Origin of the sequence: Gemmobacter sp. (genome assembly GCF_046292685.1) — a bacterium.
Classification (GTDB): domain Bacteria; phylum Pseudomonadota; class Alphaproteobacteria; order Rhodobacterales; family Rhodobacteraceae; genus Wagnerdoeblera.
Map to the genome: position 1 here is coordinate 1 of NZ_JBKBQM010000019.1, position 20,324 is coordinate 20,324.

A 20,324-nucleotide genomic window follows, 5' to 3' on the forward strand; every position below is an offset into this window, starting at 1 on the left:
GAGCACGCACCAAAACAAAAACAACCGAACCGACCCAAAACCCATGGGCCAACCCGACCGCCTTCCCCAGATGCAACCGCGCTTCCGCGTCCCGTCCCAGCGGTTTCTTGCGTCCCCGCCGCTTCGGTGAGGGGGTGTTTAGCCACAGCGTTCGGGGGCCGCAAGAGGGAAATTTCATCAGACAGTCATTTTTCTGCAGAAAGCCCGAAAATTGCGCGGCGGTTGGTGCTTCGTGAAATTTCCGAACCTTTCCGGCACCTTGGCGGCAACGATTTGCCAGCCCCCGCTACGGTGCCGGCCCGCTAGCGCCACATGCGGGCGAATCTTGCGCCCAGAAGCCCCAGAACCAGCGCCAGGTAAACCATCGGCTGTAGAGGCCAGGCCTTGACCACCATCATGTAGTGAATCGCCGCCGCCAGAGTTGCCGGCCACGCCAGAAGATGCAGCCTGCGCCAAGCTGCAGCCCCCATGCGGCGCAAGGCGGAATCGGTGCTGGTTGCGGCCAACGGCACCAGCAGCACAAAGGCCAACATCCCGATCATGATGTAAGGGCGCCGGGTCAGATCGCGCAGGATCTCGTCCCAGCGCAACTGCATGTCGAGCAGCAGCCAGACCAGCAGATGCGCCAGCGCATAGGCAAACCCGGTCACCCCCAGCGCGCGGCGAAACCGGAGCAGGTTGAGCCCCGTCGCGCGCAGAATCGGCGTGATACACAGGGCCGCAATCAGGAACTGAAGCCCGTGCAACCCAAGCCCGTGCTCCAGAGGCTTCAACGGGTCGGGCCCAAGCCGCCCCTCGACCAGCTGCCAGACCAGCCAGGCCCCCGGCAGCAGCCCGCCCAGCCACACGACCGCGGTCGGCACACGGCGCAACACCCGGTTCAGGCGCTGTGCCGCCGGCACCATCGCAACAGGCGGCATCAGTAGAACCGCGCGAGGTCCATGCCGCTGTAAAGCTGTGCCACCTCGTCGGCATAGCCGTTGAACATCAGCGTATCGCGGCGCCTGGCAAACAGCCCGTCGCCCACGCGCCGTTCGCTGGCCTGGCTCCAGCGCGGATGATCGACCTGCGGGTTCACATTCGCATAAAACCCGTATTCCGATGGCTGGGCCTGGCTCCAGGTCGTCGGGGGTTCGTCGGCCACAAGGCGGATGGCCACGATCGACTTGATCGACTTGAAGCCGTATTTCCACGGCACGACCAGCCGGATCGGCGCGCCGTTCTGGTTGGGCATCGGGTCGCCGTAGAGCCCGGTTGCCAGAATCGTCAGCGGGTGCATGGCCTCGTCCAGCCGCAGGCCTTCGACATAGGGATAGTTCAGGTTCTGCGCCCGCACCCCCGGCATCACGGCCGGATCCGCCAACGTTTGAAACGCCACATACCGGGCCCCGGATTGCACGCCGACCCGGTCGAGCAGCCCCGAAAGCTCGAACCCGATCCAGGGAACGATCATCGACCAGGCCTCGACGCAGCGCAGCCGGTAGATGCGTTCTTCCAGCGGCTGGTCCTTAATAACGTCGGCCAGATCGTAGGTGCCGGGCCGGTCCACCAGACCATCGATGCGAATCGACCACGGATCGACGGCCATCTTGCCGGCGTGCTTCTTGGGGTCGCCCTTGTCGAAGCCGAATTCGTAGAAGTTGTTGTAGCTCGTCACCGCCTCGCGGTCGGTCGGCGGTTCGGTCACCGAATACCGCGACGGGGCGGCGGCAAAGGCCGGGCCGGCCATCGCCAGTGCCCCTGCGCCCAGCATGAGCGAGCGTCGGTCGAGAAACAGGGACCGAGGCGTGACATCGGACCATTTCGGATCGGTCGGGCTTGGCTGTCGCATGGGCATGTCTCCGCTTTGCATCCGTGCATGTTACGCCAGGATCGTTCCACGAGTTTCCATGCGTTGCACGCTGTCACGCGGACGTGACCCGAAAAATCCGGTCTGGTCATATTCAGAAAAAAGCATATCGTGCAACTCCGTGTCTATGACGGAGGCCCACCATGTTTCGATCCGCCTTGCTGGCCGCTTCGCTTGCCCTCGCGGCCCCCGCCCATGCAGAGTTCATCAGCCGAACCGTCGAGGGGTCCTTTGCCGATGTCGCCTTCGCGCTGGAAAACGCCATCGTGGGGCGCGGACTGGTCATCGACTATGTCAGCCACGTCGGCGACATGCTGGAACGCACCCGGGCCGACGTCGGCGGCAGCGTCACGCTGTTTACAGCTGCCAATGTCTATCAGTTCTGTTCTGCCACCCTGAGCCGCAAGATGATGGAGGCCGACCCGGCCAACATCCGCTTCTGCCCCTATGGCATCGTGGTGATGGAGCAGCCGGATGCCCCCGGCAAGATCACGCTGGGCTTCGATGCCCTGCCCGAAGGCCCGATGCAGGAAGTTCAGGCCCTGCTGGCCGAAATCGTCGCCGAAGCTGCGGGCGATTGATAACGCCCGTTCACAAGCGCTGACAAAACTCTGACTTGACCTGCGGCGCGCGCGCACCAAGCCGCGCCGCACGGTTGGGTCAAGGCCGCCTCACAGGGTTTTGTGCCTGATCTGCCGGCAGAAATCGCCCGTAACCCCACCGTTGCCACCTGATGGCATCGACTGGAAACGGAGATACCCATGTTCCGCAGAACCTTCCTCGCGCTGACCGCCTCGACCTTCCTGGCTGCCCCCGCGCTGGCCGACAACCACGCGAAGGACATCGTGGATACCGCCGTTGGCGCCGGCAGCTTCACCACGCTGGTGGCCGCCGTTCAGGCCGCGGGCCTGGTCGACACCCTGAAGGGCGCGGGCCCGTTCACGGTGTTCGCACCGACCGACGAAGCCTTCGCCGCCCTGCCGGCCGGCACCGTCGAAGACCTGCTGAAGCCCGAGAACAAGGAAAAGCTGGTGGCCGTGCTGACCTATCACGTCGTCCCCGGCAAGGTGATGTCCACCGATCTGAGCAACGGCATGAAGGCGGCAACCGTCCAGGGTGCCGAAGTGACGATCATGACCGAAGGCGGCGTGAAGGTGGATGCCGCCAACGTCGTGACGCCCGATATCGAAGCGAGCAACGGCGTGATCCACGTGATCGACGCGGTGATCCTGCCGCCGATGTGATCCGGCCCGGCGTACGCCATGCTTTCCGGGGGGCTTCGGCCCCCCGGTTCCGTTTCAGCCCATGTGGCGCAGGAATTCGTCCCGCGCCCGCCCCCAGGCGCCGGTCCCGATCCGGTCCAGACCGCGCAACACCGGCAGCAACTGGGCGGCGTAATCTTCGCTGGCCTCCACCGGCAACAGCGATGGCAGGTTGTCGATGGCCATCACGTCCAGCGGCGGGGCATCGTGCACCCGCAAGGCCGGCGCGGCCCAGTCGGTCACGCGGTCATAGACCTTGATCGGGGAAAAGTCGCTGGTCGGGTCGCAGGCGATGTCGCCGATCACCCGCAAGGCGCGCGGTGCGGCGCCGGCATCCGCCGGCACGAACACCGGGCAACCGGGCCGCGCCAGAATGCAGTTGAGAAACACCTCGTGCGCCAGCACCTCGGGGAAGGGGCCGCCATGCGCCGTTTCGGCCATGTCCCATCGCGTCACCGCCAGGCCGACCTGTTCGCACAGGTCTGCCGCCCCGGTCCCCACCCGGCCAAGCGCCCCGATCACGATCGCCCGCGGGCGCGCCCCGGCAAGGTCCGCCGCCACATCCGCCACCATCGCCGCCCGGCCCGCATAGCGCGCCACCGGGCCGCAAATGCCGCCGCGCCGCTGCGCCGCAAGGCACTTCAGCGCAACGGCAGCCCCCGCGAACCCGGCCCAGTAGCCAAAGGCCGCCAGGCGCCGCCCGTTCTCGTCGACCAGCGATTCGAGGTCATAAAGCACCCCCCCGCCGGCCCGGAACCGCTCCAGCAGCACCCGCCCCGCCGGTTGCCCCTTGTAGGCATGACCGAACAGGATGTGACGATGGCGCAGCGGCGTGCCGTCCTCGGGCAGTTCCTTCAACCCGAAGACGATGGCCTCGGCCGGCGCATCGGGCCAGCTGCCCTCGGGCGCCACGGCACAGCCGGCCGCAACATAGCCCGCCAGGGGCACCGCGCGGGAGCGGCTTTCCTCGATGGTGACCCTGAACCCCGCGGCAATCAGCGCCGCGGCGCCATCGGGCATCAGGCCCACGCGCTCTTCGTTGGGGCGCTGTTCGGCCCGAACCCACAGATGCACGCTCATGCCACCTCTCCCTTGACGAAACCGCGCCGCTCGGCGCCCCGGCACCAGCGTTCGGCGGCCACCACCGCATCGCGCAGGTTGGCAAACCACACGACCAACGGCCGCGCCCTGCGCCCCGACCGGCCCCATTCGCGCAGCACCGAATATTCTCCGAACAGGTTCTCGGCCACTTCGACGCGATAGAACCGCCCCGGCCGCACCAGAACCAAGGCCAGCATGCTCACAGCCCCAACACGTCGATCATGTCGTATTCGCCGGGCTTGCGCCCCTGACCCCACAGCGCAGCCCGGATCGCACCGCGCGCAAAGATCGCCCGGTCGGTCGCGATATGGCGCAGCACCACCCTCTCGCCATCGGCGGCAAAGATCACGTCATGCTCGCCCACGATGTCGCCGCCGCGAATGGCGGAAAAGCCGATCATCCCGCGCCCGCGCGCCCCGGTAATTCCGTCGCGCCCGCGGTCCGACACCTCGTCCAGCACCACGCCGCGCCCGTCGGCCGCCGCCTGCCCCAACATCAGCGCCGTTCCCGAAGGGGCATCGACCTTCATCCGGTGATGCGCCTCGACCACCTCGATGTCCCAGTCGGCATCCAGCGCCTGCGCCACCTTGCGCGTCAACTGAACCAGCAGGTTCACGCCCAGGCTCATGTTGCCGGCCCGCACGATCACCGCATGCCGTGCGGCCGCCGAAATCCGCGCCAGATGCGCCGCCTCGAGCCCCGTGGTGCCGATGACATGCACCGCCCGCGCCTGTGCCGCCAGCGCCGCGAATTCGACCGTGGCGGCTGGCACGGTAAAGTCGATCACCGCCTGCGCGCGGGAAAACGCCTCCAGCGCATCGTCGGTCACACGCAGGCCCAGGTCGGCGCCGCCCAGACAGGCGCCGATATCCTGCCCGACCCACGGGTGCCCCGCGCGCTCGACACAGGCGATCAGGCGCGCCTTGTCGGATTGCCGCAACAGGCGGACCAGCATCTGACCCATGCGGCCCGAGGCCCCCGTGACCACCACACCCGGCCGTTCGCTCATGTCCGCTCCTGTGTTCTTACCGCGCGACGCCACCCGCGATCGCGCGGGGTAGCAGGTGCCGGCGGCTGGCGCCGCACGCACACAGAGGTGTCATAGCGTCCAGGGCCGCGACATGCAAAGCGGCCCGTTGCGGCGGGGCGCCGAAACGCCTATCTGGAACGCATGGCACAAAACCGTTTCCCCACAGGCTCCGGCCCTTCGCAACGCCAGCTTCGCGTCGGCGAACTCATCCGCCGCGCGTTGTCCGACGTGCTGAACCGTGCCGAGGTGCATGACCCCGACCTCAACCGCCACTCGATCACGGTCGGCGAGGTGTCGGTCTCGCCCGATCTCAAGGTCGCGACCTGCTATGTCATGCCGCTGGGCGGTGGCGATGCGCAGGCCGCCATCGCCGCGCTGGCGCGCAACAAGGGCGAGTTGCGCCACCACGTCGCCAAGGCGATGACGCTGAAGTTCGCGCCCGACCTGCGCTTTCGCATCGACGAAACCTTCGACCGGCTCGACGAGACCCGCCGCCTGTTCGCCGACGAAAAGGTGCAGCGCGATCTGGCGGCCCCAGACAACCCCGATGACGACGCGCGCTAGGCTGGCGCTGGCGCTGCTGGCGGTGCTGAGTCCCGGCACAGGCCACGCGGCATGTCGCGAGGTCACGCATGACAGGCAAGCCCATATCGTCTGCGAGGTTACGGCCGGCCAGGATGTCCGGCTGTTCCTGAACGGCCCGGATGGCGCGCTGCTGGGCAGTTTCGGCCGGATCGACGCCATGCTGGCCGCCGAAGGCCGCAAGCTGGCCTTTGCGATGAACGCGGGCATGTATCACCGCGACCGCAGGCCGGTTGGCCTGTTCATCGAAAACGGCCAGCAAATCGCGCCTCTGGTCACCGCCGCGGGTCCGGGCAATTTCGGCATGCGTCCGAACGGGGTGTTCTGCATCCGCAACGACGGCCGCTTCACGATTCAGGAATCGCGGGCCTGGGCAGAAGCGGCGCAAGGGTGCCGCTACGCCACGCAATCCGGGCCAATGCTGGTGATCGACGGCGCGCTGCACCCGCGTTTCCTGCCCGATTCGGCCTCGCGCTATGTGCGCAACGGCGTGGGTGTCAGCGCCGACGGAACCCGGGCGATGTTCGCAATGTCGCGCGGTCGCGTCAGCTTTCACGAATTCGCACGGCTGTTCCGCGACGGGCTGGGGCTTGCGCAGGCGCTGTATTTCGATGGCAACATTTCCCGGCTTTACGCGCCGGACCTGGGCCGCAACGATTTCGGCTTTCCGATGGGCCCGGTCGTCGGTCTCGTCACGGAATAGGCGCTCCGGCTCAGGCGCCGGTGTTCAGCGTCCACCAGATCTTGCCGTTCTGCTCCTGGAACAGGCCAAAGCCCATGTCGCGCGCCTCGGGTTGCAACAGGATGGCCCGGGTATCGGGGTTTTCCATCCAGGCGGCCAGGGTTTCCAGCTCGGTTTCGTAGGTTTCCGAAATCAGCTCGCCCAGAAGCTGCCCGGTATACCCGACCCGCTGCGCCCGCTGAATGGGCGACGACCCGTCCGACCCGAAGTGCCAGGGCCGGTTCTGCACCGACATGTCGCGCGCATGCGTGGCCGCGGCCGCGTTCAGGTTGGCATTCAACTGCAAGGGCACCAGCCCGCGCGCCTGCCGCAACGCATTCACCGAGTCGTTCATGCGCAGCTGCAGGCGCCCGACATCGCCCGGACCGATCTTGTAGACCTGCGGCAGCGGCTTGCCATCGGGCCCCAGCCGCCCGCCACCACCCGCGGCACAGGCAGACAGCACGAGGGACGCGCACAGCGCAAGCACCACAGGACGACGCAGCATGGACAACCCACCTTTGAACGGTTCGCGACGCTGGCATACATGAACCTTGCACCGGGGGCAAATGCAGGCGGGCACACGACCCTGTGTGCTGCCGGCTGCGACGCTTACAGGTGTTTGATTTGCTGTTCGGCCCGGGCAGGCGTAAACAGCGGCAAAATCCTGTTCACCTGTAAACCGGAAGGAACGCTGCATGTCGAACGACAGCGCCACCCGCATCAGCCGTCGCCTGTTCCTTGGCACCGCCGCTGCCACGTTGGCCGCCCCCGCCCTGGCCCAGACCTCGGGCACCACGGAAATGGAGGGCATCGCCGGCAGCGCCGTGCGTCGGAACATGTCCAGCTTCCGCACGCTGCAATGGCAACCCTACTTCGACAACCTCAAGAACGGCGCGATTCTGGTGGACCTGACGTCGCGCGCGCTGCACTTCTGGTCCGAAGACCAGACGATCTACCGCCTCTATCCCACCTCGGTTCCGCTGAGCGAGGATCTGACCCGCCGCGGCCGAACCAGCGTGGTGCTGAAGGATCCGCGGCCCAGCTGGCGCCCCACACCCGCCATGAAACAGCGCAACCCCGAATGGCCCGATTTCATCGGACCCGGCCCCGACAACCCGCTGGGCACACGCGCGCTGCACCTGAGCTGGACCTATTACCGAATCCACGGCACGCACGATACGCGCAAGATCGGCCGCCGTTCGTCGAACGGCTGCGTCGGTCTTTTCAATGAACACATCGAGGAACTCTACGAAATGGCCAAGGTCGGGACGCAGGTGTTGCTGATTTGACAACGTTGCCCGAATGCCACAAGCCAAGCGCTTTCCCCCGTTGCGTTTTGCGGTAAGCGATGGTTAGGAATGGGCTCACGAGGCATCTTGTTCGCGCCCGCTGCTGCCCTCATTCAACAGGTGGCGGGTCTATCTGGAGGTTACCATGAAGAAACTCGCTCTCGCTGCTGCCCTGTCGCTGGCCGCTTCGTCCGCTTTCGCTGGCGGTCTGGCTCAGCCCCAGGTCGAGCCGCCGGTCGTTGCCGCTGCGACCTCGTCGTCGTCGGGCATCCTGGTCCCGCTGCTGCTGCTGGTCATCATCGCTGCTGCCGCTGCGAAGTGATCTGACGCAAGTCATGTGAAAAGGGCGCCTTTCGGGCGCCCTTTTTGCATTCCGGCATCTGGCGGTGTGGCCGGGCCGGCTCAGAGCCAGCCCTTGAGGTTGTCCTCGATCACCTGCACCAACGCCGCGACATGTGCGGCATCGTCGTTCAGACAGGGGATATAGGTGAAGGTTTCGCCGCCCGCGTGCTCGAACGCCTCGCAGATCTCGCCCTGGATTTCCTCCAGCGTTTCGATGCAGTCGGCCGAGAACGCCGGCGCGATCACCGCGATGTTCTTCTTGCCCTGTTTCGCCAGTTCGGCGACATGATCCACCGTATAGGGCCGCAACCATTCCTCGCGTCCGAAAACGGACTGGAAGGTGGTCACGATCTCGCCCTTGTCCCAGCCCAGACGCTCGCGCAGCAGGCGCGAGGTTTTCTGGCACTTGCAATGGTAGGGGTCGCCTTCCATCAGATACCGCTTCGGCATGCCGTGATAGCTGGCCACCAGAACATCGGGGCGCCGCTCCAGCCCGGCATAGGCGCGCTCGACCGATTGTGCCAGCGCCTCGATATAGGCGGGATGCTCGAAGTATTCCGGCACGGTACGGGCTGCGGGCTGTGCCTTTTCGGCCATCAGCGCGCGAAAGAACTCGTCGTTCGCGGTTCCGGTCGTGGCCCCGGCGTATTGCGGATACAGCGGAAAGAACACGATCTTTTCGCAGCCGGCTGCCACCATCTGCCGCACCTTGGACCGGGTCGAAGGGTTGCCGTAGCGCATGCAGAAATCGACCATCAGCGTATCGCCGTGCCGCGCGTTCAAGGCTTCGGCGATGCGCGCCGTCTGGGCCTTGGTAATGGTCATCAGCGGGCTTTCGCCCTTGTCGTGGTTCCAGATCTGCTTGTAGTTCGCGCCGCTGGTGAAGGGCCGCTTGGTCAGGATCACCAGTTGCAGCAGCGGCTGCCATTTCCAGGCCGGAAAATCGATCACCCGCTTGTCCGACAGAAACTCGTTCAGATAGCGCCGCATCGACCAGTAATCGTAGTTGTCGGGCGTGCCGAGATTGGCCAGCAACACGCCGATCCGCGCCCGCGGCACGGCGGGATGATCGGCGGGGGCATGGGCAAGGCGGCCCAGGTCGCTGGCCTTGGCATCGAGCATGGCGGATCCTTCTGGCGAACAGGCGGAACGGGCGCCGAACGGCGCGTGACTCGCACGTCAGATAAGGCCATTTGCGCCGGGGTCAATCACCCTGCGGCAGGATGCCTTCGCGTGCGTTCAGCGCATCGGCCAGCCGCGCAGCCGCCGAGCCGGGGCGCAGCGGCTTCTGCTGGCTGTCGTGCGGTTTCCAGCCGGTCAGGAACACGGTCTCGAACGTGGCGCGAATCCGGCCTTCGGGCTCGGGGAAGTGGTCGGCGTAAAGGGCGGCCGCCCGGCCCATAACCGCGCGCCCGGTAAACCGGCGCAGCCGCGCCGAAAGGGCATTGGTTTCGCCCATCGCCCGCAGGTCGCGCATCAGGTGAAAGGCATCGCGGTAGCTGACGCGCTGGGTCTGGCTGTCGGCCACCGGCAGCGCGAGGCCGGCGCGTTGCAACAACCCGCCCAGGTCGCGGATTTCCCCCATCGGCAGCACGCGCGGCGACAGGCCGCCGGTCACGTCCGATTCGGCCTGCGCCAGGGCTGCACGCAACTCGTGCAGGGTCTGGCCGCCGAACAGCGCCGCGATGAACAACCCGTCCGGGCGCAGCGCGCGGGCGCACTGGATGATCTGCCCGACCGGGTCGTTGGCCCAGTGCAGCCCCAGCACATGCAGCACCAGGTCGTGCGATTCGGGCGCCAGATCCAGCACCTCGGCCTCCGCCACCATCCGCACCTGCGGCATCCGACCCTGCCAGACCTGCGGAAAGGCGGTAACGATCGCCGGTTCCGTAAACGTCCTGTTAACCTCGGCAAGGCGATCCTGCAGCTCGTCGGCGATCATCTCGTGCAGGAACAACGCCGGCGCGCGGGCGGCGCGGGCGCGTTGGCGGGCAAGGGCGGCGGTATCGGTCAGCGGCGGTGCGGTCATGCGCCGGACCATAGGGGGGCGACATGCGATTGCAAGACTTGGTTCGGGCGATCTACCCGCCGCGATGCCTGTGCTGCGAAGCGCCGGTCGAACAGGACTTCGCCTTGTGCGGCCCTTGCTGGCGCGACACGCCGTTCGTGGCCGGGCTGGTGTGCGACACCTGCGGCCAACCGCTGCCGGGGCAAGAGGAGTCCGGCCTTGTCCAGTGCGACGATTGCCTGCGCATCGCCCGGCCCTGGGCGCGCGGCCGGGCGGCCCTGGTCTATGGCGGCAACGCCCGGCGGATGATCCTGCAGTTCAAGCATGGCGACCGGCTGGACCTTGCGCGCCCGCTGGGCGATTGGCTGGCCCGCGCCGCCGCGCCGATCCTGCAACCGGGCATGGTGGTGGCGCCGATCCCGCTGCACTGGTTGCGGCTGCTCAAGCGGCGGGCGAATCAGTCGGCGCTGCTGGCGGCGCGGGTAGCCCGGGTGACGGGCTTGCCGCATGTGCCGGATCTGCTGGTCCGCGACCGCGCCACCCCCAGCCAGGAGGGCAGGGGCCGCGACGCCCGCTTTGCCAACCTGGCCGGCGCCCTGCGCCCGCACCCCCGCCGCATCGCGCAGGCCCGGGGCCGGCATGTGCTGCTGGTGGACGATGTGATGACCTCGGGCGCCACGCTGGCCGCTGCGGCCGATGCCTTGCGGGGGGCGGGGGTTGCCGATGTGTCGGTGCTGGTGCTGGCCCGGGTGCCGCACGAGCGCTGGGTCACGCCCGACCGGCCGCTGCCGACAGGGTAAGCGGGTCGATTCGCATCCGCGCCAGCGCGCCCGACCATTTGGCGGCATTGTCCCTGGCAAAGATCAGGTCCGCCGCCGCATCCGAGGTCAGCCAGTCGTTTCGTGCAATCTCGGATTCCAGTTGGCCAGGCCCCCAACCGGCATAGCCCAGCGCCAGCAGCGCCTGCGCGGGCCCTTGCCCCTGCGCCAGGGCTACCAGAACCTCCTGCGTCGCGGTCATCGCCAGCCCGCCGGGCACCTCCATCGTGCCCGCCGCGGCCCGCCAGTCGGCCCCATGCAGCACAAAGCCGCGGCCCGGTTCGACCGGGCCGCCGAAATGCACCGGCACCTCTCGCACCGCGGGGCCCGTCGCAATGCCGATCTGATCCAACAGCGCCGGAAACCCCAGATCGGGCATGGGTTTGTTCACGATCAAGCCCAGCGCGCCCTCGGCCGAATGGCTGCACAGCAGCACCACGCTTTTCTCGAATCGCGGATCGCCCATCCCCGGCATGGCGATCAGGATCTTGCCGCTCAGGTTCATGTCATGGCGCTCCGGCTGCGGGTTGCGTGCAGGGTGGCCCCTCGGGGCGTTGCACGCAAGCCACCCTCGCGCGGGCATCGCCGGAATGTGACTTTGATTCCGCGTCCGCAAGACCCAGAAGCATACTCATGCTGCCCAACATGCTCCGCCCCCTTGCCCTTGCCGCCCTTGCGCTCTGCGCCGCCGTGCCGGCCCGTGCGCAATCGGTCGCCGACATCCTGTCGGCCGAACTGCTGCCCGGCTGGACCACCGCCGAAGGCACCCACATGGCCGCGATCCGGCTTAGCCTGTCGCCCGGTTGGAAAACCTACTGGCGCAGCCCGGGCGAGGCCGGCATACCTCCGGAATTCGACTGGTCGGGTTCGGAAAACATCCGGGCGGTGCGGCTGCATTGGCCGACACCGCAGGTCTTCCAGTTCAACGGCATGCAGACCATCGGCTATGCGCGCGAACTGGTCCTGCCGGTCGAGATCTGGCCCGACCGGCCCGGCCAGCCCGTGCGGCTGGAAACCGAGGTCGATCTGGGCGTGTGCCGCGACATCTGCGTGCCGGCCAGCCTTGCCCTTTCGGGCGACCTGCGCGCGGCGGCCCGGCCGGACGATGCCGCCATCCGCGGCGCACTCAAGGCCCGCCCGGCCACCGCGCGCGAAGCCGGGGTGCGGTCGCACCGCTGCACGGTGGCGCCTTCGGCCGACGGCTTGCGTCTGCGCGCGGAACTGGACATGCCGCCGCTTGGCCCCGACGAGGTGGTGGTGATCGAAACCGCCGACCCTGCCGTCTGGGTCTCCGAGGCGACGAGCCACCGCGAAGGCCGCCGCCTGGTGGCGGAAACCGATCTGGTCGGGCCGGCGCGGCAACCCTTCGCGCTGGATCGTGGCGGGCTGACGATTTCGGTTCTGGCCCAGGGCCGCGCGGTGGAAATCAGCGGTTGCCCTTCACCCTGAGCCGGACGGCTGCTACCAGCAAACCTGCCGCCAGCAGCAGCGCGACGCCGCCCAGGAACAGCGCCGCGGCCACCTGCATCGGGGGCCATGCGGGCAGCGCACCCTGCAAGCCGCGCGGCAAGCCGCCGGTGGCCAGAACCCACCCCATCGTCGCGGCAAACAGCCCAAGCACGCCCACCGTCAGGCCGCTTGCCAGCCCGCCCAGCCGTCGCCCCGCGCGCAACCCCCGGCGCCACGACCGGAACGCCCGGCCCGCATCGGCCTGCACCGCCATCAGCGCCGGCACCACCAGCAGCACCAGAACCATGCCGAACCCCAGGCCATAGGCCAGGGTGATGACCGTGGGTTTCAGGAACTGCGCCTGCGACGACGTTTCATAAAGCAGCGGCGCCAACCCCAGCACCGTGGTCAGCGTGGTCAGGGTCACGGCACGCAGGCGATCCGACGCGCCCTCGACGATCGCCCGGTGCAACGGCCGCGTCCGGGCATGTTCGTCCACCGCCGAAACCAGCACGATGGAATCGTTGATGATGATTCCCGCCATGCCGATCAGGCCCACCACCGAAAACATGCTCAGCGGCACGTCCCACAGGTAATGCCCCCAGATCGCACCCACCAACCCGAAGGGGATGACCGACATCACCACCAACGGCCGCGACCAGCTGGCAAAGATCCAGGCGAGGCACAGGTAAATGCCGGTCAGGCACAGCATCAGCCCCAGCGCCGCATCCGACAGGAAATTGCCCTCCTGCTCTGCCAGGCCGGTCAACCGCCAGCCGACGCCGTGTTCCTCGGCGATGCGGGGCAGGATTTCGGCGGTCAGCAACCGCTGCACCTCGGCGGCGGCGGCCGGGTCGTCTTCGCTCAGGTCGCCGGTCACGGTGACCAGCCGCAACCCGTTCGCGCGGCGAACGGTCGAAAACCCGGCGCGCGCCTCGACCGAGACCACATCGGCCAGCGGCACCCAGCCGCCGCCCGGGGCGCGCAGATGACTACGCTCCAGAAAGTCTGCCGCGCGTTCGGCATCGGGCAGTTCCACCCGGATCGCGGCAGACCGCGCGCCGTCGGGGTAGGTTGCAGCCTCGATCCCGTTCAGCCGTTCGCGCAACGCTCGCCCCAGGGCATCGGCGCTGAACCCCAGCGCTTCGCCTTGCGGGGTCAGACGCAGCACAAGGTCCGACTTGTCGTAGCTCAGGTTGTCTTCCAGCGCCGAAACGATGGGGTAAACCGCAAGCGCCGTCTTCAGCGCCTCGGCCGCGGCCTTCAGCGCCGGCGCCTCGGCCCCGGTCAGCTGCACCGACAGCGCATCGCCTGCCGGCCCGAACCGGGCGCCGCGAAAGCTCAGCTCCTCCAGCCCCGGCAATCGCTGCACCTCGGCTTCGACTGCCGCGATGAACTCGAAGCTGCTGAAGGGGCGCAGGTCGGGGTCGACCAGCTCGATCGAGATCGACCCGAGCAGGTCTTCGTCCTTGACCTCGGCCCCGGGCAAGCCGCGCCCCGCGTTGCCGCCGGTCTGGGCGATGACGTGGCGCAACGGCCAGACGCCGTGCTCGGCCTCCAGCTGCGCGGCGGCCGCCTCGGTCGCGCGCTGCAACTCGCGCATCATTGCCAGCGTGTCGCTGCGCGAGGCGCCATGCACCATCGTGAAATTGCCGGTGACCGAGCCCTGTTCAGGCGCGTTGAAGAACCGCCATTTCACCTCGCCCGAAACGAACAGCGCCACCTGAGAGGCCAGCGCCAGCACGGCCAGCGCCAGCACCGGGTAGCGCGCCCGCACCACCAGCGCGATCAGCGGCCGGAACAGCGCGGCGCGCACCCGCTCGAACCCGCGGTTGAACACCCGCGACGGCCAGTCGTACCACCGCGCGCGCGCCTGCGCGGCCAGCGCATGCGCCATGTGATTGGGCAGGATCAGAAAACACTCGACCAACGAGGCCAGCAGCACCGCAATCACCGTGAACGGAATCGCCGCAACCAGGCTGCCGAAGTTGCCCGACACCGCCAGCAACCCGGCAAAGGCGATCACCGTGGTCAGGGTCGAGGCAAAGACCGGCGCCGCCATGCGGATCGCGGCGTTTTCCGCCGCCGCGACGGCGGGTTCGCCCAGGGTGCGGGCGCGGAAATCGGCATGTTCGCCCACCACGATGGCATCGTCGACCACCACTCCCAGCATGATGATGAGTGCGAACAGCGACATCATGTTGATGGTCTGGCCGCCCGCATACATGATCGCCACCGCGGCAGCCATAGCCACCGGAATGCCCGCCGCCACCCAGAACGCGGTGCGCGCGTTCAGAAACAGGAACAGCAACACCAGCACCAGCGCCAGGCCGATCAGGCCATTGTCCAGCAACAGCTTCAGGCGGTCGGAAATCGCCTCGGCCCGGGTGCGGACAAGCTGGACCTGCACGCCTTGCGGCACGGTCAGCTGCATCGCATCGGCCACCGCCTGCACCTGCGCCTGCATCGCGATCGCATCGCCGGAATCGGCCCGGTCGACCCGCACGGTGATCGCCGGGTCGTCGCCGACGAAAAACGCCACCCGCCGATCCGGCCCCAGCACCTCGATGCCGGCAACATCGCCGATGGTCAGGGTGCTGCCATCCGGGCCGCGGCGCAGCACGATGGCCGCGATCTGGTCGGGGCTGCGGCGTTCGGCCCCGCTGCGCACCCGGGCGGCACCGCCGGTCACGTCGCCGGCGGGATTGGCGCGCACCTCGGCGGCGATGGCATCGGCGATCTGGCGCAGCGTCACGTCGTGGCGCATCAGCGCCGTCGTCGGCACCGTCACCACGGTCTGCGGCGCGGCGATGCCACGGATGGTGGTGCGGGTAACGCCGGCGGCAAAGAGCCGCGCGGTGAACTCGTCGGTCAGTTGCGCCAGCTGGGCGGGCGGCAACGGGCCGCTGATGACCACATCCGTCACCTGGTCGCGCCAGACGCTGCGCCGGACCTCGGGCCGTTCGGCCTCGGCCGGCAGGGTCCGCACGGCATCGACCGCGGCCTGCACATCGTCGGTGGCGCGGGCCATGTCCCACCCCGGTTCGAAGCTGACGGTGACCACCGCCTGCCCCTCGCGCGAGCGTGAGGCCGTTTCGGTGACGCCTTCCACGGTCAGAAAGGTCGGCTCCAGCACCTGCACGATGGCGCGGTCCACCTCCTCGGGGCCGGCACCGGGCCAGGCCACCGTGACCACGACATCGCCCACCACCGTATCGGGAAAGAACTGCGCCCGTATCCGCGTGCCGGCAGCGAGGCCAGCCACCACCATCAGCACCAGCAGCAGGTTCGCCAGGGTCCGGTGCCGCACGAAATGCGACAACACGCCTCGCGCCTGCGGCAGGCTGCGCATCGCCACCGCCTAGCCCCCCATCCGCGCTTCGATCCGCGCGATCAGCTGCGCCGGCACGCGGTCTTGCGCCAGTTGTTCCAGCAGACGGGTCCGCGCCTCGGGCGGCATCCGCGTGTTGCGCTCGACCAGGGAAATCAGCGCGGCCCGCCGTTCCGGCGTCAGGTCGACCAGATCGGGCACGGCCGCAGCAGGCGCCGCCGCCTCGGGCCGCACCGGGCGCACCCGGATGCCCGCCCCCAGCAGGGGCGAGCGTTCGGCCACCACCTCGCGCCCGGCCAACCCATCGGCGCGCAAGATCACCCGGTCGCCTTGCCGGCGTTCCAGCACGACGGGCACGGCCTGCAACCTGTCCTCGGGCCCCAGCACCAGCACCGTGCCATCCGCGCCAAGCGCCGAGGCCGGCAGGCCGACCACGCCGTCCAGCGGCGGTTCGGCCACGCGCAGCGTCACGAAATCGCCCGGGCGCAGGCCGGGGGCGCTGTCCAGCGTGGCATAGATCATGCGGCCCGATTGCCCTTCGCCCACCGTGGCCGCGCTACGCGACAACCGGCCGGTCCCGGAGATCTCAGCGCCTGCCACCTCGAGCGACACGGTCACCGCCTCGGGGCGCAAGTTGCCCGTGGTGTCCAGCAACCGCGCGTATTGCGCCGTCGAGACCCGCGCCGCCACCTCGAGCTGCGCCGGGTCGATGATCTGGCCCAACCGCTCGTTCTGCCCGACAAGGCCGCCCGCAACCGCCGCCACCCCGGACAGCCGCCCGGCAAAGCCGGCCACGACCTCGGTTTCGGCCAAGGCGCGTTCCGCCTCGGCCAGGGTGATCGCCAGCCGCTGCAAGGCCACGGCGGCCTGATCCACCCGCGATTCGGCGGCCGCCACCGCCTGCCGGCGGGTCAGCACGGCCTGCTCGGCCTGCTGCAACGCCAGTTCGGCGGTTTCCAGCGCCGCATCCGACCCAACGCCGCGGTCGCGCAAGGTGCGCTGGCGGGCCACGGCGGCGCGGCGCAGGTCGGCCTGCGTTGCGGCCAGCGCCTGTTCGGCGCGCGCCAGGTCCAGCGCCCGGGCGGCATCGCGGGCATCGGCCTCGGCCCGGGCGCGGTCGGCCAGCGCCAGATCGCGGGCGGCCAGCGCATCGGCCGGGTCGAGCCGCAACAGGGGCTGGCCGGCGGCCACCTCGGCCCCGTCCTCGAACCCGTCGGCCAGCCAGACGATGCGCCCGGCGCGCGGGGCACGAAGATCCAGCGTCCGGCGCGACCGGACCTGGCCATAGACCTGCATCTCGGGCGTCACGCGGCCGGGCTGCACCGGCAGCACGGTGGCCGCATACACCCTTTCGCGCGCCGCGCGCGGTGCGGCCTTTTCGGCCTGACGGGCCTGCAAGGCCGTCAGCACCGTATGCCCGGCCAGCGCCAGCACCGCCAGCGTCACGGCCAGCAGACCGATGGCCACCACCGAACGCATCACGAACCGCATGCCTGCCTTGCTCCTGCGCCACCCGTCGCACCGGGCAGCCTTGCCATCGAACGCCGCGGCCCGCCGCTTCCGTCGCTATTTGCGCCGGCGATGTTCTTCCAGCCGCGGGAAAATCTCGACGAAGTTGCACGGGCGGTGCCGGTAATCCAGTTGCCAGCGCAGGATCTCGTCCCAGGCGTCGCGGCAGGCGCCGGGGCTGCCGGGCAGCGCAAACAGATAGGTGCCGCCCGCCACCCCGCCGGTGGCCCGGCTTTGCACAGCGCTGGTGCCGATCTTTTGCATCGAAACCATCGTGAACACCGTGGCAAAGGCTTCGATTTCCTTTTCGTAGACGTCGCGGTGCGCCTCGACGCTGACATCGCGCCCGGTCAGCCCGGTGCCCCCGGTCGAAAGGATCACGTCGATGCCCGGGTCGGCCACCCAGGCACGCAACTGCGCCGCAATCGCGGCCCGGTCGTCGCGCACGATGTCGCGCGCGGCCAGCACATGCCCGGCGGCGGTCAGCCGCTCGACCAGCGTATCGCCCGAACGGTCGTCGGCCGGGCTGCGCGTGTCGGATACCGTCAGCACGGCAATCCGCACCGGAATGAAGTCGCGCGTTTCGTCGATGCGGCTCATGTTGCCTCCAGTCTTTCCTGCAACTCCAGCAAGTCGGCCCAGGCGTCGCGCTTGGCATAGGGGTTGCGCAACAGATAGGCCGGATGCAGCATCGGCAAGACCGGCAGCCCCATCGCCTCGGACCATTGCCCGCGCAGCCGCGTGATGCCGCGCTGGCCCAGAATCGCCTGGCAGGCGTGGTTGCCCATCAGCACCAGCACCCGCGGCCCGACCAATTCGATATGCCGGCGCACGAAGGGCAGCATCATCGCCACCTCGGCGGGCTCGGGGTCGCGGTTGCCAGGCGGCCGCCAGGGCAGGACATTGGCGATGTAGACGGCGCGGGCCGGGTCGGGGGCGGCCCTGTCCAGCCCGATCGCGGCCAGCATCCGGTCCAGCAGCTGCCCGGCGGGGCCGACAAAGGGCTTGCCTTGCCGGTCCTCGTTGTCGCCCGGCGCCTCGCCCAGCAGCATCACCCGGGCCGCCGGATTGCCGTCGGAAAACACGAAGTTGCGCGCCCCCTTGCGCAATTCGCAATGCGGATACGCGGCCTGCAACGCTGCAAGCTCGGCCAGCGTGCCCGCGCGCGCGGCCAGCGCCTGCGCTTCGGCCACCGGGTCTGCCGCCGCCATCGGGGCAACCGGGGCGGCCGCTTGCGCCAACGGCGCCACGGCCGCCGGGGCCGGGGGGGCGCTGGCGGCAAAACGGTCCACGCCAGCGTCGCCGATACACTCGTCGGCGCCGAGTTCGGCTTGCCATTCCAGCAAGGCGGCAATCAGGCGGGGGTCCAGGGCCAGGGTCATGCCGCCAGCCTAAGCCAAAGCCGCGGCCGGGGGAATGGGGCGTTTTGGCCGGTTGCCCGGCGCCCCCCTGCCCCCTATAAGCACCGCAATCCCCAGTCAGGAGGCCCGCCGATGCCCTTCCGCCAACGCCACCTTCTGGGCATCGAGCATCTGTCGCCCGCCGAAATCGTCACCATTCTCGATCTGGCCGACCGCTACGTCGATCTCAACCGCCGCATGGTCAAGCAGTCCGACGCGCTGGCCGGGCTGACGCAGATCAACATGTTCTTCGAGGCATCGACCCGCACCCAGGCCAGTTTCGAGCTGGCCGGCAAGCGGCTGGGCGCCGATGTGATGAACATGGCCGTGGCGCAATCCTCGGTGAAAAAGGGCGAAACCCTGATCGACACCGCGCTGACGCTGAACGCCATGCACCCCGACCTGCTGGTGGTGCGCCACCCGAGTTCCGGCGCGGTCAACCTTCTGGCCTCCAAGGTCAACTGCGCGGTGCTGAACGCCGGCGACGGGCGGCACGAACACCCGACGCAAGCCTTGCTCGATGCGCTGACCATCCGCCGCGCCAAGGGCCGCATCCAGCGGCTGACCGTCGCCATCTGCGGCGACATCGCCCACAGCCGCGTGGCGCGCAGCAACCTGATCCTGCTGGGCAAGATGGAAAACCGCATCCGCCTTATCGCACCGCCCACCTTGATGCCCGCCGGCGTGCAGGACTTCGGCTGCGAGCTTTACGACGACATGCGCAAGGGGCTTGCCGGCGCCGATGTGGTGATGATGCTGCGCCTGCAGAAAGAACGCATGGACGGCGGCTTCATCCCGTCGGAACGCGAATACTACCACCGCTACGGGCTCGATGCCGAAAAGCTGGCCCATGCCCGCCCCGACGCCATCGTCATGCACCCCGGCCCGATGAACCGCGGCGTGGAGATCGACGGCGAAATCGCCGACGACATCAACCGCTCGGTCATCCAGGAACAGGTGGAAATGGGCGTCGCGGTGCGCATGGCCTGCATGGACCTGCTGGCGCGCAACCTGCGGTCGGAACGCGGGCGGCAGATCGTGGGGGAAACCCATGCCTGAATTCGTGCCCCAGGGCGGGCTGGACAGGCTGCCGGGCGAAAGGCTGCTGGCCGAATTCCGCGCCGACCGCGCCACCTACTGGCGCGGGCATCTGGTGATGGCGGTGGTGCTGGGGTTCGGCGCCGGGGCGGTGCTGTGGTTCATCGGCAACCCGGCGCCCTGGGCCGGCCCGGTGGGGGCTGCGCTGGCCGTGGGGCTGCGCGGCTGGTATCTTGCGTCCGAGGTTCTGGCGCTGCGCTGGCAACTGACCGACCGGCGCCTGATCCTGCCCGGCGGGCGCGCCTTTGCCTTGCCCGATCTCGTCACGGTGCAGCCGTTCTTCGGCGATGTGCAGCTCGTCACCCGGCAAGGCGACAAGCACCTGGTGAAATACCCCGCCGACCCCACCGCGACCGTTGCCGCCATAGACCGTGCCCGAGGCGCCCGCGCATGACCCCCGACCCTGACCGCAAGCCCTCGAAATCGGACATGCGCGCCGGCGGCATGGTGGCGCTGGCGGTGCTGGTGTTCATCGCCCTGTTCACCGTGGCCTTCGTGCTGATGGCGGGCTGAGCGGCCCCAAGGATCCCAA

24 protein-coding genes are annotated in these 20,324 nt (G+C 68.7%); 11 read left to right on the forward strand and 13 right to left on the reverse strand.

The annotated features are described in order from the left end of the window. Positions 1 to 302: 302 nt before the first annotated feature. A complete protein-coding gene (gene msrQ / locus ACK4S2_RS07250; RefSeq protein WP_409622221.1) occupies positions 303 to 920 on the reverse strand; it encodes a protein-methionine-sulfoxide reductase heme-binding subunit MsrQ in 618 nt (205 codons plus the stop codon). Then, positions 920 to 1,831, reverse strand: a complete 912-nt coding sequence (gene msrP / locus ACK4S2_RS07255) for a protein-methionine-sulfoxide reductase catalytic subunit MsrP (protein ID WP_409622224.1) — start codon at positions 1,829 to 1,831, stop codon at positions 920 to 922. The genes msrQ and msrP overlap by 1 nt, the downstream gene beginning before the upstream one ends. 161 nt (positions 1,832 to 1,992) lie before the next feature. On the opposite strand from msrP, the gene ACK4S2_RS07260 reads away from it, so the two are divergent. Together ACK4S2_RS07260 and ACK4S2_RS07265 are read left to right on the forward strand one after the other, a co-directional pair. Further along, complete coding sequence (locus tag ACK4S2_RS07260) at positions 1,993 to 2,430, forward strand: DUF302 domain-containing protein (RefSeq protein WP_409622227.1); 438 nt, start codon at positions 1,993 to 1,995, stop codon at positions 2,428 to 2,430. Positions 2,431 to 2,610: 180 nt separating this feature from the next. After that, positions 2,611 to 3,093 carry a fasciclin domain-containing protein gene (locus tag ACK4S2_RS07265; RefSeq protein ID WP_409622230.1) on the forward strand — a complete coding sequence of 161 codons (483 nt, stop codon included), beginning with the start codon at positions 2,611 to 2,613 and terminating at the stop codon, positions 3,091 to 3,093. Between the two features lie 54 nt (positions 3,094 to 3,147). Here the strand turns inward: ACK4S2_RS07265 and ACK4S2_RS07270 are convergent, their stop codons facing one another. From ACK4S2_RS07270 to dapB, 3 genes are read right to left on the reverse strand one after another with little or no spacing between them, the layout of a single operon-like run. After that, complete coding sequence (locus ACK4S2_RS07270) at positions 3,148 to 4,191, reverse strand: saccharopine dehydrogenase (protein ID WP_409622233.1); 1,044 nt, start codon at positions 4,189 to 4,191, stop codon at positions 3,148 to 3,150. Then, on the reverse strand, positions 4,188 to 4,409 hold the full coding sequence (locus ACK4S2_RS07275; RefSeq protein WP_409622236.1) for a WGR domain-containing protein: 222 nt from the start codon (positions 4,407 to 4,409) through the stop codon (positions 4,188 to 4,190). Before ACK4S2_RS07275 ends, ACK4S2_RS07270 begins: the two co-directional genes overlap by 4 nt. A gap of 2 nt (positions 4,410 to 4,411) precedes the next feature. Further along, positions 4,412 to 5,221 (reverse strand): 4-hydroxy-tetrahydrodipicolinate reductase, encoded by an 810-nt coding sequence (dapB, locus tag ACK4S2_RS07280; protein ID WP_409622239.1) that lies wholly within the window; start codon positions 5,219 to 5,221, stop codon positions 4,412 to 4,414. Positions 5,222 to 5,383: 162 nt separating this feature from the next. Between dapB and rbfA the strand changes: the two genes are divergently transcribed. Next, positions 5,384 to 5,806: a 30S ribosome-binding factor RbfA gene (gene rbfA, locus ACK4S2_RS07285; protein WP_409622242.1), complete on the forward strand. Its 423-nt coding sequence runs from the start codon at positions 5,384 to 5,386 to the stop codon at positions 5,804 to 5,806. Next, a complete protein-coding gene (locus ACK4S2_RS07290; RefSeq protein WP_409622245.1) occupies positions 5,790 to 6,527 on the forward strand; it encodes a phosphodiester glycosidase family protein in 738 nt (245 codons plus the stop codon). Before rbfA ends, ACK4S2_RS07290 begins: the two co-directional genes overlap by 17 nt. Before the next feature lie 10 nt (positions 6,528 to 6,537). Here the strand turns inward: ACK4S2_RS07290 and ACK4S2_RS07295 are convergent, their stop codons facing one another. Next, positions 6,538 to 7,053: a CAP domain-containing protein gene (locus tag ACK4S2_RS07295; protein WP_409622248.1), complete on the reverse strand. Its 516-nt coding sequence runs from the start codon at positions 7,051 to 7,053 to the stop codon at positions 6,538 to 6,540. Positions 7,054 to 7,243: 190 nt separating this feature from the next. Here ACK4S2_RS07295 and ACK4S2_RS07300 point away from each other — a divergent pair, with 190 nt between their 5' ends. Together ACK4S2_RS07300 and ACK4S2_RS07305 are read left to right on the forward strand one after the other, a co-directional pair. Continuing rightward, positions 7,244 to 7,837, forward strand: coding sequence for a L,D-transpeptidase (locus tag ACK4S2_RS07300; protein WP_409622251.1), 594 nt, complete (start codon positions 7,244 to 7,246; stop codon positions 7,835 to 7,837). A 145-nt stretch (positions 7,838 to 7,982) separates the two neighbouring features. Beyond that, a complete protein-coding gene (locus ACK4S2_RS07305) occupies positions 7,983 to 8,159 on the forward strand; it encodes a hypothetical protein (protein WP_409622254.1) in 177 nt (58 codons plus the stop codon). Between the two features lie 80 nt (positions 8,160 to 8,239). On the opposite strand, the gene hemH is transcribed toward ACK4S2_RS07305, so the two are convergent. Next, positions 8,240 to 9,301 carry a ferrochelatase gene (hemH, locus tag ACK4S2_RS07310; RefSeq protein ID WP_409622257.1) on the reverse strand — a complete coding sequence of 354 codons (1,062 nt, stop codon included), beginning with the start codon at positions 9,299 to 9,301 and terminating at the stop codon, positions 8,240 to 8,242. Positions 9,302 to 9,383: 82 nt separating this feature from the next. Then, entirely contained in the window at positions 9,384 to 10,208 is an 825-nt protein-coding gene (locus ACK4S2_RS07315; RefSeq protein ID WP_409622260.1) for a methyltransferase domain-containing protein, read from the reverse strand. A 23-nt stretch (positions 10,209 to 10,231) separates the two neighbouring features. Between ACK4S2_RS07315 and ACK4S2_RS07320 the strand changes: the two genes are divergently transcribed. Next, positions 10,232 to 10,987, forward strand: a complete 756-nt coding sequence (locus ACK4S2_RS07320; RefSeq protein WP_409622262.1) for a double zinc ribbon domain-containing protein — start codon at positions 10,232 to 10,234, stop codon at positions 10,985 to 10,987. Here the strand turns inward: ACK4S2_RS07320 and ACK4S2_RS07325 are convergent. After that, positions 10,956 to 11,510 (reverse strand): YqgE/AlgH family protein, encoded by a 555-nt coding sequence (locus tag ACK4S2_RS07325; protein ID WP_409622265.1) that lies wholly within the window; start codon positions 11,508 to 11,510, stop codon positions 10,956 to 10,958. The genes ACK4S2_RS07320 and ACK4S2_RS07325 overlap by 32 nt on opposite strands. A gap of 140 nt (positions 11,511 to 11,650) precedes the next feature. On the opposite strand from ACK4S2_RS07325, the gene ACK4S2_RS07330 reads away from it, so the two are divergent. Continuing rightward, on the forward strand, positions 11,651 to 12,454 hold the full coding sequence (locus tag ACK4S2_RS07330; RefSeq protein ID WP_409622381.1) for a protein-disulfide reductase DsbD domain-containing protein: 804 nt from the start codon (positions 11,651 to 11,653) through the stop codon (positions 12,452 to 12,454). Here the strand turns inward: ACK4S2_RS07330 and ACK4S2_RS07335 are convergent. The 4 genes from ACK4S2_RS07335 to ACK4S2_RS07350 all read right to left on the reverse strand — a co-directional run bounded on the left by ACK4S2_RS07335 (position 12,432) and on the right by ACK4S2_RS07350 (position 18,676). Then, positions 12,432 to 15,806, reverse strand: coding sequence for an efflux RND transporter permease subunit (locus tag ACK4S2_RS07335; RefSeq protein WP_409622268.1), 3,375 nt, complete (start codon positions 15,804 to 15,806; stop codon positions 12,432 to 12,434). The genes ACK4S2_RS07330 and ACK4S2_RS07335 overlap by 23 nt on opposite strands. 9 nt (positions 15,807 to 15,815) lie before the next feature. Next, positions 15,816 to 17,276 (reverse strand): efflux RND transporter periplasmic adaptor subunit, encoded by a 1,461-nt coding sequence (locus tag ACK4S2_RS07340; protein ID WP_409622271.1) that lies wholly within the window; start codon positions 17,274 to 17,276, stop codon positions 15,816 to 15,818. Between the two features lie 75 nt (positions 17,277 to 17,351). Then, positions 17,352 to 17,894 carry a molybdenum cofactor biosynthesis protein B gene (gene moaB / locus ACK4S2_RS07345; RefSeq protein ID WP_409622274.1) on the reverse strand — a complete coding sequence of 181 codons (543 nt, stop codon included), beginning with the start codon at positions 17,892 to 17,894 and terminating at the stop codon, positions 17,352 to 17,354. Next, on the reverse strand, positions 17,891 to 18,676 hold the full coding sequence (locus ACK4S2_RS07350; protein ID WP_409622277.1) for a uracil-DNA glycosylase: 786 nt from the start codon (positions 18,674 to 18,676) through the stop codon (positions 17,891 to 17,893). Before ACK4S2_RS07350 ends, moaB begins: the two co-directional genes overlap by 4 nt. 111 nt (positions 18,677 to 18,787) lie before the next feature. Between ACK4S2_RS07350 and ACK4S2_RS07355 the strand changes: the two genes are divergently transcribed. The 3 genes from ACK4S2_RS07355 to ACK4S2_RS07365 are packed head-to-tail and all read left to right on the forward strand — an operon-like array spanning position 18,788 to position 20,305. Then, complete coding sequence (locus tag ACK4S2_RS07355) at positions 18,788 to 19,753, forward strand: aspartate carbamoyltransferase catalytic subunit (protein ID WP_409622280.1); 966 nt, start codon at positions 18,788 to 18,790, stop codon at positions 19,751 to 19,753. Then, a complete protein-coding gene (locus ACK4S2_RS07360) occupies positions 19,746 to 20,186 on the forward strand; it encodes a hypothetical protein (protein WP_409622283.1) in 441 nt (146 codons plus the stop codon). Before ACK4S2_RS07355 ends, ACK4S2_RS07360 begins: the two co-directional genes overlap by 8 nt. Next, positions 20,183 to 20,305, forward strand: a complete 123-nt coding sequence (locus ACK4S2_RS07365) for a hypothetical protein (RefSeq protein WP_409622286.1) — start codon at positions 20,183 to 20,185, stop codon at positions 20,303 to 20,305. Before ACK4S2_RS07360 ends, ACK4S2_RS07365 begins: the two co-directional genes overlap by 4 nt. The last annotated feature ends 19 nt before the right edge of the window (positions 20,306 to 20,324 follow it).

What these genes read in the sequence shown, in the direction of transcription:
- msrQ (WP_409622221.1), bottom strand. Translation starts at nt 920, where the DNA reads ATGCCGCCTGTTGCGATGGTGCCGGCGGCACAGCGCCTGAACCGGGTG.
- msrP (WP_409622224.1), bottom strand. Translation starts at nt 1,831, where the DNA reads ATGCGACAGCCAAGCCCGACCGATCCGAAATGGTCCGATGTCACGCCT.
- ACK4S2_RS07260 (WP_409622227.1), top strand. Translation starts at nt 1,993, where the DNA reads ATGTTTCGATCCGCCTTGCTGGCCGCTTCGCTTGCCCTCGCGGCCCCC.
- ACK4S2_RS07265 (WP_409622230.1), top strand. Translation starts at nt 2,611, where the DNA reads ATGTTCCGCAGAACCTTCCTCGCGCTGACCGCCTCGACCTTCCTGGCT.
- ACK4S2_RS07270 (WP_409622233.1), bottom strand. Translation starts at nt 4,191, where the DNA reads ATGAGCGTGCATCTGTGGGTTCGGGCCGAACAGCGCCCCAACGAAGAG.
- ACK4S2_RS07275 (WP_409622236.1), bottom strand. Translation starts at nt 4,409, where the DNA reads ATGCTGGCCTTGGTTCTGGTGCGGCCGGGGCGGTTCTATCGCGTCGAA.
- dapB (WP_409622239.1), bottom strand. Translation starts at nt 5,221, where the DNA reads ATGAGCGAACGGCCGGGTGTGGTGGTCACGGGGGCCTCGGGCCGCATG.
- rbfA (WP_409622242.1), top strand. Translation starts at nt 5,384, where the DNA reads ATGGCACAAAACCGTTTCCCCACAGGCTCCGGCCCTTCGCAACGCCAG.
- ACK4S2_RS07290 (WP_409622245.1), top strand. Translation starts at nt 5,790, where the DNA reads ATGACGACGCGCGCTAGGCTGGCGCTGGCGCTGCTGGCGGTGCTGAGT.
- ACK4S2_RS07295 (WP_409622248.1), bottom strand. Translation starts at nt 7,053, where the DNA reads ATGCTGCGTCGTCCTGTGGTGCTTGCGCTGTGCGCGTCCCTCGTGCTG.
- ACK4S2_RS07300 (WP_409622251.1), top strand. Translation starts at nt 7,244, where the DNA reads ATGTCGAACGACAGCGCCACCCGCATCAGCCGTCGCCTGTTCCTTGGC.
- ACK4S2_RS07305 (WP_409622254.1), top strand. Translation starts at nt 7,983, where the DNA reads ATGAAGAAACTCGCTCTCGCTGCTGCCCTGTCGCTGGCCGCTTCGTCC.
- hemH (WP_409622257.1), bottom strand. Translation starts at nt 9,301, where the DNA reads ATGCTCGATGCCAAGGCCAGCGACCTGGGCCGCCTTGCCCATGCCCCC.
- ACK4S2_RS07315 (WP_409622260.1), bottom strand. Translation starts at nt 10,208, where the DNA reads ATGACCGCACCGCCGCTGACCGATACCGCCGCCCTTGCCCGCCAACGC.
- ACK4S2_RS07320 (WP_409622262.1), top strand. Translation starts at nt 10,232, where the DNA reads ATGCGATTGCAAGACTTGGTTCGGGCGATCTACCCGCCGCGATGCCTG.
- ACK4S2_RS07325 (WP_409622265.1), bottom strand. Translation starts at nt 11,510, where the DNA reads ATGAACCTGAGCGGCAAGATCCTGATCGCCATGCCGGGGATGGGCGAT.
- ACK4S2_RS07330 (WP_409622381.1), top strand. Translation starts at nt 11,651, where the DNA reads ATGCTCCGCCCCCTTGCCCTTGCCGCCCTTGCGCTCTGCGCCGCCGTG.
- ACK4S2_RS07335 (WP_409622268.1), bottom strand. Translation starts at nt 15,806, where the DNA reads ATGCGCAGCCTGCCGCAGGCGCGAGGCGTGTTGTCGCATTTCGTGCGG.
- ACK4S2_RS07340 (WP_409622271.1), bottom strand. Translation starts at nt 17,276, where the DNA reads ATGCGGTTCGTGATGCGTTCGGTGGTGGCCATCGGTCTGCTGGCCGTG.
- moaB (WP_409622274.1), bottom strand. Translation starts at nt 17,894, where the DNA reads ATGAGCCGCATCGACGAAACGCGCGACTTCATTCCGGTGCGGATTGCC.
- ACK4S2_RS07350 (WP_409622277.1), bottom strand. Translation starts at nt 18,676, where the DNA reads ATGACCCTGGCCCTGGACCCCCGCCTGATTGCCGCCTTGCTGGAATGG.
- ACK4S2_RS07355 (WP_409622280.1), top strand. Translation starts at nt 18,788, where the DNA reads ATGCCCTTCCGCCAACGCCACCTTCTGGGCATCGAGCATCTGTCGCCC.
- ACK4S2_RS07360 (WP_409622283.1), top strand. Translation starts at nt 19,746, where the DNA reads ATGCCTGAATTCGTGCCCCAGGGCGGGCTGGACAGGCTGCCGGGCGAA.
- ACK4S2_RS07365 (WP_409622286.1), top strand. Translation starts at nt 20,183, where the DNA reads ATGACCCCCGACCCTGACCGCAAGCCCTCGAAATCGGACATGCGCGCC.